The following is a 5,529-nucleotide window of genomic DNA, read 5'->3' on the forward strand; positions in this document are numbered from 1 at the left end:
ATCTGACACCGCATGTTGTAGTGAATGCTGAATGGGAAGATGTTGTTGTGCCCACTCAGTTTGTGGAGGATGGTCAGATTGTATTGAACATTATCCCGAGTGCTGTGCGTGATTTCATAATCGGTGATGATGTTTTGAGCTTTAATGCTCGATTTGGCGGTGTGCCAATGGATGTGTATATTCCATTGGGTGCTGTTATTGCAATGTATGCACGCGAAAATGCTGCGGGTATGGGGTTTGGTATGGAGCCAGGGGCTGAGTTGTACGATTTGGATGAGCCGCAACCGCCTGAACCGGAAGTGCCGGAGCCTCCGAAAAAGAAAGGGCCAATGCTGAAGGTCGTGAAATAAGAAGTTTGGTTTTGGAAGAGAGCTAAAGCGGGGTATCCCGCTTTAGCTGGTGATACTGTTTTAATCGATATACTCGAAGATTTTGACGATCTTTTCTACGCCGCCTAGCCCGCTCACAATATTGACGGCTGCGTCAGCTTCGGACTGAGTGACCAGTCCCATCAGATACACGGTACCATTTTCGGTAACGACTTTAATTCGATGTCCGGGTACACCTTCGTCGACCAGGAGTTGGCTTTTGGTTTTCAGTGTCAACCAGACGTCGTTGGCTCCTTTGAGCGTAGAGCTTGAGCCTGAGATATTCATCTCGTTGTGAACCCGGCGAACTTTGCGAACATTTGCAACGATTTGCTCGGCGAAGCTGCGGACCTCTTCTGATGGTGCCTGCCCGGTCAGCAGCACAATGCCATTAAAGCTGGTAACGCCCACGCTGGCGCCCTGTAGTTGTTCACGAACTTCTAAAAGATTGACGTTAGCTTTGGTTTCAATAACTTCGTCGTCAACATAGCTGCCGACGGTGCGAGAGCCGTAGTCTTCCTGGATGGGTTCTTCCCGACCTGCGCTGATTAAGTTTGAGCAGCCTGTAAGAGGTAGTGCACAAATCAGCGCGGTGATAATAATCTTCGTGTTCATTAGAGTTCACTTCCAAAAAGTTGAAAATCAACAAGATCACACAGTGAATGCAGCACCAGCAGGTGGGCATCGTGGACCAAAATAGGGTCTTCTGCAGGTACGCAGATCTCTACTTCATCGGGGCCGAGTAAGGCAGTCATATCGCCTCCGTCATTGCCGGTTAGTGCGATGACGATCATCTCACGATCATGTGCCGCCTGAATGGCTTGTACCATGCTGTTGGAGCGGCCATGCGGAGAGAGAACCAAAAAAAGATCTCCAGGTTGGCCTAGTGCTCTTATTTGCTTGGCGTAAACATCGCTAAAGCTGCTGTCTTCACTGATGCCGCTTAAGGTGTGCCCGTCTGCGTTCAGGCAGATGGCAGGCAATCCCGGGCGTTCATGGCGAAAGCGATTGAGCATCAGGCTGCAGAAGTGCTGGGCCAGTGATGCGGATGCGCCGTTGCCACAAGTCAGTACTTTGGCTTCAGTTACCAGGCAATGTAGCAGTAGTTCACCGGCGTGTGCGATCATCGGTGTGTACTGTTCGATGGTGACGGCGTTTACCTCCATCGAGTTGTGAAACTGACTGACGATACGGTCCTCAAGTTCCATTTCTTTTCCTTATACTGCTACATCAAAGTCTAAAGGCGTCTTTATACCACAGAGGCGTGGATAGTGCTTCTGTGGAGTCAAAGGCAAGCACATCAAAGCGACATTCCTGTTCTGCATATTGAGGGTTTTGCAGTAAGAAGTATCGGGCGGCCTGAATGATCTTTTTTTGTTTCTTGATGTTGACGCTTTCCGCTGCGCTGCCAAAATTTTTGTGCTGGCGCAGACGAACTTCGACAAATATCAATGTCAGTTGTTCCTGCATGATCAGGTCTATTTCGCCCGCTCGGCAATTGTAGTTGGTGGTCAGGGTTGTGAGGCCTGATCGTTCCAAGTGTTTGCGTGCTGAGCGTTCGGCATCCTTGCCGAGTTTGTTTCTGTCCATGAGTTAGAGTCCTGTCATTAGGTTTACTGTTGTACGGTCCTTGGTTGTTGTAGTTGTGGGCTGCCATTGCGGAATTTGGCCCACTGCATGTTTCGCACGACCTTTTTATTTCCATCTACGGTAAGTGAGCCGGTTTCACCCTGAACGGCTGCGCCTTCAGTGGCGGCGAGCTGATTTAGGTAGGGGTGAATTTTGAAGGCGTCGATTCCAAGGGCGTACAGACGTCCAAATCGGGTGTCAGTATCTTGGCGTTTCTGTGCCAGGAAGCGCTTGGTGTTTGATGCGGGAGTGAGTGACCAAGGCATATCTACAAATTGAATACCATTGAGATCACGATCTCGTTTATCGTCAGGATTGCCTGCAAATACGTGGGATGTTGCGTAAATAGGCAGTTTTCCAGCGTAATGGAATGCCAGAATGGGTTTGATCTGGCGAGCATCGCCGGGCAGCGCGCTTAAAAATATGGCATCTACATCTTTGCGGCGGCGTTCCTCAAACTTGATTCGCTGATTGCTCATTGTGAATATCTGTTTGGCGCGTGCCTTGCTTTTGTCGGTTGCCAGTAAGGCGCTGACATCCTGTGAAAAGTCTTCCTGTTTATCAAAGCGGATGCTGTCGGCGACGCGTCCACCGAGTGCAGCGAATTCCTCTTCAAAAGCATTGCGAACACGTGTGCCCCAGTTTGTCAGAGGGGTCAGTGTCAGCATGATACGGTGACCATCCTGCCAGGCTTTGCGTGCGGCTTGTCGGGCTTCGTCTTCGGCTGCCAGGCCGAATTGGTAGATTTGGTTGTAGTCCGTATTGTTGTCGTAGTTGAGCGCGAGTACAGGGATAGGCATCGGTTCGCTGTTGTTAAGTGCGCTCACATACGGTTTTTCAAGCGGGCCGATCACCATATCAATAGACTGCTCGTGGATCAGTGATCTTAGCAGGTCCGGGGAGTTGACTTGGGTGGAGTCTATAAACTGAAGTTGGGGTACAGGTTTGCCGTCTGCCTGTTCGTTGAAGTAGGCAGCCATGATACCTTCACGAATAGCCGCTGAAGCTTTAGTGAGTTTGCCTTGCATGGGCAGAAGTACGGCGATGCGCTGGGCAATGATCGGTTCAGAGCTGACGGCTTCACCGGCCTGCGGTGGTAATGCACGTGCCGGATGGGATTCCCATAGTGTGTTCCACTCGCTCATTGCATAGCTGAGTTGGTCCAGCTGTGTTGCTTGCTTATGGATCAGTGCCAGTTCAAACCAGCCCTGTTCATAGTATGTGTTGCCCGTTTGTTGGCTAAGCCCGATCAGTTGAGCAGGGGAAAGCGAGCGCAGGGCGGACCATATCTGATCATGGAATTGCTGCTGCAGCTGAGGATCAGGTTCGCGAGAACTGATATCAATCAGTGCGAATGCTTCGCTGATAGGGTCGTTCTGCAGGCGAAACGCCTCCGCGCGAAGTTCGCCAATACGCGTGATTTGTTCAGTTGAAGGACGATAGGTTTGGTCCGACGGGAATTCCAGGTAGCGCAATGCTTGCTGGGGCTGTTGGGCATCCAATGCAGCACGAGCGCGACTTTGTGCGACCTCATAGCGTAACGATGGCGGCAGGAGCTCTAACTCGACATCCTTCAGGATATCGAGAGCGGCTTCCTTTCGGTCCATGCGCAGCAAGATGTTAGCGGCTTGAACTTTCAGTCGGGCTGCCTGGATCGGTTGGGACTTGGCTGCTTGCTGCAGTAAATCCTCGACGGCAAGGCGAGCTTGTTCCGCAGAACTGTAAGTCTGAGTGGTTGGGCGGGTATCTGGAGCTGGACTGGTGCTACAGCCTGCTAAAGCCACGCCGATAATGCCTGCGGCCAAAGACAGGCGCCATTGAATCGTCATATACTTCTCACCCCGGTTTTTAGGATGGAATAGCTGATGTCTGAATCTGCACTGTATGTCGTTGCCACACCCATAGGCAATTTGCAGGATATGTCGCAACGTGCCGTAGAGGTGCTGAAAAACGCTGAGGTTATTGCAGCTGAAGATACGCGGCACAGTGCCCGTTTAATGGCGCACTTTAACATTAATACGCGCTTGATTTCAGTACATGACCATAATGAAAGGCAACGAATTGATAGTATTCTGGATTTGTTGCGTGCCGGTAGCAGTGTTGCCTTGATTTCGGATGCGGGTACGCCGTTGATTTCCGACCCGGGTTTCGTCGTCGTGCGTGCTGTGCGTGAAGCCGGTTTTAAAGTTGTGCCGGTCCCCGGATGTGCCGCATTTGTGGCTGCATTGAGTGCAGCAGGTTTGCCATCAGATCGCTTTGCGTTTGAGGGGTTTCCGCCATCAAAACGTAGTGCGCGGCAGCAATACTATCTGGAGCTGGCCTCTGAAAGCCGTACCTTGATCTTTTATGAGTCGCCGCATCGTGTGCTGGAGTCACTTAAAGATATGAGTGATGCGATGGGTGCGGATCGTCAGGTGGTAGTTGCGCGTGAGCTGACCAAAACGTTCGAGACCATTCATTCTGCGCCTTTGGCGGAGTTGATCGATTGGATGGTTGCTGATCACAATCAGCAAAAAGGCGAGTTTGTTTTGCTGGTGCATGGTAAGCCGAAACCGGAAGCGGGGGTTGTGGATAACAATGCCGAGCATGTGCTGGATGTGCTGCTCGCCGAATTGCCGGTCAAGCAGGCCTCTGCGTTGGCGTCAAAAATAACCGGCGTTAAGAAAAATCTGCTCTATAAGCTGGCTTTAGAGAAAGCGGATAGCTGATCGGGCGATGCTTTCTTGAATGAGTTTTGCGGATAGTCATATTGCAGTAGTAAATCGCCGGCGTTATGCGTATCCTTAGCGCCGGAGAAGTCCGCTAGACAGTCGCCGCCTTGCTTTGGCAGGGGGGAGGAAAGTCCGGGCTCCATAGGGTAAAGTGCCAGATAACGTCTGGGCGGCGAAAGTCGACGGAAAGTGCAGCAGAAAGTATACCGCCTAAGTATCTTCGGATAACGGTAAGGTTGAAAAGGTGAGGTAAGAGCTCACCGCGTGGGTGGCAACATTCCACGGCGATGGTAAACCCCACTCGGAGCAAGACCAAATAGGGATCCTTAAGGTATGGCCCATACCGGATCCGGGTAGGTCGCTTGAGGTGTATGGCGACGTACACCCTAGATGAATGACTGTCCACGACAAAACCCGGCTTATCGGCGGGCTTCTCCCTTATATTTACTAGCGTTTTCAGAGAGTTACATGTGATTCGATGAGGGCGTTACGTCATGGTACAGAGACTGGTACAGAGCCGCCATCCCTTTGTTTTCCTGCGTGGTAACACGTATTACTTCCGGTACGCCCTACCGTTACACCTCCGTAAGCTGTATCCCTCGCTTCTTGCTGAGGTAAAGAGCAGTCTTAACGCTGACTCCTACTCCGAAGCGGTCAATATGGTCGCCCAGAAAATTCCCATCATTAAGTTGCTGCGGCGTTGCACTAATGTGTCTGCTGTAGAGGCGCTGTTTGACTTTAGCGAGCAAGTTAAGGCTTGGGTGGATGAGCGGTTAGAGCGCCTTTCTGGGACTGTGAGGGACGTTGAGAAGGTCATGGCG

At 51.3% G+C, this 5,529-nt stretch carries 7 protein-coding genes and 1 other RNA gene; 4 read left to right on the plus strand and 4 right to left on the minus strand.

Annotated features, from left to right (window positions below; translation table 11 throughout):
* Positions 1 to 2 precede the first annotated feature (2 nt).
* Complete coding sequence (locus ABYW01_RS12760; RefSeq protein ID WP_372833251.1) at positions 3 to 350, plus strand: stringent starvation protein B; 348 nt, start codon at positions 3 to 5, stop codon at positions 348 to 350.
* A gap of 60 nt (positions 351 to 410) precedes the next feature.
* Here the strand turns inward: ABYW01_RS12760 and ABYW01_RS12765 are convergent, their stop codons facing one another.
* The 4 genes from ABYW01_RS12765 to ABYW01_RS12780 are packed head-to-tail and all read right to left on the minus strand — an operon-like array spanning position 411 to position 3,826.
* A complete protein-coding gene (locus ABYW01_RS12765; protein WP_193952100.1) occupies positions 411 to 983 on the minus strand; it encodes a BON domain-containing protein in 573 nt (190 codons plus the stop codon).
* Positions 983 to 1,576 carry an SIS domain-containing protein gene (locus ABYW01_RS12770; RefSeq protein WP_372833254.1) on the minus strand — a complete coding sequence of 198 codons (594 nt, stop codon included), beginning with the start codon at positions 1,574 to 1,576 and terminating at the stop codon, positions 983 to 985. Before ABYW01_RS12770 ends, ABYW01_RS12765 begins: the two co-directional genes overlap by 1 nt.
* A 22-nt stretch (positions 1,577 to 1,598) precedes the next feature.
* On the minus strand, positions 1,599 to 1,958 hold the full coding sequence (locus ABYW01_RS12775) for a YraN family protein (protein ID WP_372833256.1): 360 nt from the start codon (positions 1,956 to 1,958) through the stop codon (positions 1,599 to 1,601).
* A 23-nt stretch (positions 1,959 to 1,981) separates the two neighbouring features.
* The gene (locus ABYW01_RS12780; RefSeq protein ID WP_372833258.1) at positions 1,982 to 3,826 is read right to left on the minus strand and encodes a penicillin-binding protein activator; all 1,845 of its coding nucleotides are present in this window, start codon (positions 3,824 to 3,826) and stop codon (positions 1,982 to 1,984) included.
* 36 nt (positions 3,827 to 3,862) lie between these two features.
* Here ABYW01_RS12780 and rsmI point away from each other — a divergent pair, with 36 nt between their 5' ends.
* The 3 genes from rsmI to ABYW01_RS12795 all read left to right on the plus strand — a co-directional run.
* A complete protein-coding gene (rsmI, locus tag ABYW01_RS12785; RefSeq protein ID WP_372833260.1) occupies positions 3,863 to 4,705 on the plus strand; it encodes a 16S rRNA (cytidine(1402)-2'-O)-methyltransferase in 843 nt (280 codons plus the stop codon).
* An 86-nt stretch (positions 4,706 to 4,791) separates the two neighbouring features.
* Positions 4,792 to 5,146, plus strand: an RNA gene (gene rnpB / locus ABYW01_RS12790) — RNase P RNA component class A.
* A 56-nt stretch (positions 5,147 to 5,202) separates the two neighbouring features.
* Positions 5,203 to 5,529: DUF6538 domain-containing protein (locus tag ABYW01_RS12795; RefSeq protein WP_372833262.1), on the plus strand; the 327-nt coding region annotated here is incomplete at its 3' end.

The sequence above is a fragment of the Pontibacterium sp. genome (assembly GCF_041587635.1).
In the GTDB taxonomy this organism is placed as follows: Bacteria; Pseudomonadota; Gammaproteobacteria; order Pseudomonadales; family Balneatricaceae; genus Pontibacterium.

Coding starts and splice junctions, on each gene's coding strand:
- rsmI (WP_372833260.1), top strand. CDS start 3,863: ATGTCTGAATCTGCACTGTATGTCGTTGCCACACCCATAGGCAATTTG.
- ABYW01_RS12765 (WP_193952100.1), bottom strand. CDS start 983: ATGAACACGAAGATTATTATCACCGCGCTGATTTGTGCACTACCTCTT.
- ABYW01_RS12780 (WP_372833258.1), bottom strand. CDS start 3,826: ATGACGATTCAATGGCGCCTGTCTTTGGCCGCAGGCATTATCGGCGTG.
- ABYW01_RS12775 (WP_372833256.1), bottom strand. CDS start 1,958: ATGGACAGAAACAAACTCGGCAAGGATGCCGAACGCTCAGCACGCAAA.
- ABYW01_RS12770 (WP_372833254.1), bottom strand. CDS start 1,576: ATGGAACTTGAGGACCGTATCGTCAGTCAGTTTCACAACTCGATGGAG.